The following is a 2958-nucleotide window of genomic DNA, read 5'->3' as shown; positions in this document are numbered from 1 at the left end:
ATAAGTATTAGCGTGCTTATTTAATTCAGTATGAATAATCACATCTCAATCTTGGTACGCCATCGAAACAGCGTATTGTCGGCTGCATCGATGTATCGGGTTCGTTCATTTACCGTACTTCAATCTTATTCCCCGCCACTTGCATAGTTCGTCACCTTTTGTCGTTCACCTATTTTATCAATTTGAGTTGTTATCAAAGCGTTACATTTTGTTTGTGTTATCTTTAATACTAACCCTGAGGAGAGTCAGGGGATCCAACCCTGTCATTTAAGGAGGAGCTATGTCGTCTACCCTACGAGAAGCCAGTAAGGACACATTGCAGGTTAAAGATAAAACCTACCGCTACTACAGTTTGCCCCTGGCTGCCAAATCACTGGGTGATATCACCCGTTTACCTAAATCACTAAAAGTATTGCTGGAAAACCTGCTGCGTTGGCAGGACGGTGACTCTGTTACCGAAGAAGATATTCATGCTCTGGCGCAATGGCTGAAAACGGCTCATGCCGATCGCGAAATTGCCTACCGACCCGCTCGCGTTCTCATGCAGGACTTCACCGGCGTTCCGGCGGTGGTCGACCTGGCCGCCATGCGCGAAGCGGTTAAACGTCTTGGCGGGGATACCGCAAAAGTGAACCCGCTGTCACCTGTTGATCTGGTTATTGATCACTCCGTTACGGTCGACCGTTTTGGTGACGATGATGCTTTTGAAGAGAACGTTCGCCTGGAAATGGAGCGCAACCATGAGCGCTATGTATTTCTGAAATGGGGGCAACAGGCGTTTAGCCGATTCAGTGTTGTTCCACCGGGAACAGGAATTTGCCACCAGGTAAACCTCGAATACCTGGGCAAAGCGGTGTGGAGTGAGTTGCAAAACGGCGAGTGGGTAGCTTACCCCGACACGCTGGTCGGCACCGATTCCCATACCACAATGATTAATGGTCTCGGCGTGCTGGGCTGGGGTGTCGGCGGGATTGAAGCTGAGGCCGCCATGCTGGGGCAACCGGTTTCAATGCTGATTCCGGATGTCGTGGGCTTCAAACTCGTTGGTAAACTTCGTGAAGGGATCACTGCTACCGATCTGGTACTGACCGTCACTCAGATGCTGCGTAAACACGGTGTGGTTGGTAAGTTTGTTGAGTTCTATGGCGATGGGCTGGACAGCCTGCCGCTCGCTGACCGGGCGACCATTGCAAACATGTCGCCGGAATACGGCGCAACCTGCGGCTTTTTCCCAATTGACGGGGTAACTCTTGAGTACATGCGTCTGAGCGGGCGCAGTGAAGAGCAGGTTGAATTAGTCGGCGCTTATGCTAAAGCACAGGGGATGTGGCGTAACCCAGGTGATGAGCCTGTGTTTACCAGTTCACTGGAGCTGGACATGGGCACTGTGGAAACCAGCCTGGCCGGACCGAAGCGTCCGCAGGATCGTGTTGCATTGGGTGATGTACCGAAAGCATTCGCCGCGAGTAATGAACTGGAAGTGAATAGCTCGCAAAAAGATCGTCAGCCGGTCGACTATGCAATGAGCGGTCATCAATATCAGCTACCGGATGGTGCTGTAGTGATTGCAGCGATCACGTCATGTACCAACACGTCCAATCCCAGCGTTCTGATGGCGGCTGGATTGCTGGCGAAAAAAGCGGTCACGCTTGGTCTGAAGCGCCAGCCGTGGGTGAAAGCGTCGCTGGCACCTGGGTCAAAAGTCGTTTCTGATTACCTGGAGCAGGCAAAACTGACCCCGTACCTTGATGAGTTGGGTTTTAACCTTGTTGGTTATGGCTGTACTACCTGTATAGGCAACTCTGGCCCGTTACCTGACCCGATTGAAACGGCGATTAAAAAAGGTGATCTGACGGTAGGGGCGGTGCTTTCCGGCAATCGTAACTTTGAAGGGCGTATCCATCCGCTGGTGAAGACAAACTGGCTGGCTTCTCCACCGCTGGTGGTGGCTTATGCGCTGGCCGGGAATATGAATATTGATCTGACGAAAGATCCGCTAGGCCATGACAGAAAAGGCGATCCTGTCTATCTGAAAGATATCTGGCCGAGTGCGCAGGAAATCGCCCGTGCTGTGGAACAGGTTTCTACTGAGATGTTCCATAAAGAGTATGCCGAGGTGTTCGAAGGCACGCCGGAATGGAAGTCGATTAATGTTGATCGTGCAGATACCTATGGCTGGCAGTCGGATTCAACCTATATCCGGTTATCACCGTTTTTTGATGGTATGCAGGCGAAGCCGGACCCTGTGCAGGATATCCATGGTGCACGTATCCTGGCGATGCTGGGCGACTCCGTCACCACCGATCATATTTCTCCTGCGGGGAGCATCAAGCCAGACAGCCCAGCCGGGCGTTATCTGCAAAACCACGGTGTTGAGCGTAAAGATTTTAACTCCTACGGTTCTCGCCGCGGAAACCACGAAGTAATGATGCGTGGTACGTTTGCCAATATCCGTATCCGTAACGAAATGGTACCGGGTGTGGAAGGGGGAATGACGCGTCATTTGCCAGGTGCAGAAGTGATGGCTATCTATGACGCCGCCATGCAATACCAGCAAGAGAAGACCCCGCTGGCCATTGTTGCCGGTAAGGAGTATGGGTCGGGTTCCAGTCGGGACTGGGCTGCGAAAGGCCCGCGTTTGTTGGGGATTCGCGTCGTGATCGCCGAGTCCTTTGAGCGTATTCACCGTTCTAATCTCATTGGTATGGGGATCCTGCCTCTGGAATTTCCGCAGGGAGTTACACGTAAAACCCTGGGGTTAACCGGGGAGGAGGTCATTGATATTACGGACTTACAAAATATTAAACCGGGAGCGACTATCCCGGTGAATATGGTCCGTGTGGATGGTAGTAAAGAGGTGATTTCGTGTCGCTGCCGTATTGATACCGCGACAGAGCTAACCTATTACCAAAACGATGGCATTTTGCACTATGTTATTCGTAATATGTTGAATTAAAT

1 protein-coding gene is annotated in these 2958 nt (G+C 51.6%); it reads left to right on the top strand.

Features of this window, described 5'->3' with window-relative positions; all coding sequences use genetic code 11:
- Positions 1-280: 280 nt before the first annotated feature.
- Positions 281-2956 (top strand): aconitate hydratase AcnA, encoded by a 2676-nt coding sequence (gene acnA / locus NNO02_RS22960; RefSeq protein WP_271455843.1) that lies wholly within the window; start codon positions 281-283, stop codon positions 2954-2956.
- The last annotated feature ends 2 nt before the right edge of the window (positions 2957-2958 follow it).

The sequence above is a fragment of the Citrobacter sp. Awk 2 genome (genome assembly GCF_028069815.1).
Taxonomy (GTDB): Bacteria; Pseudomonadota; Gammaproteobacteria; order Enterobacterales; family Enterobacteriaceae; genus Citrobacter.
The sequence above is the reverse complement of the archived record's forward strand: the minus strand, read 5'-3'. Positions and strand labels throughout refer to the sequence as shown.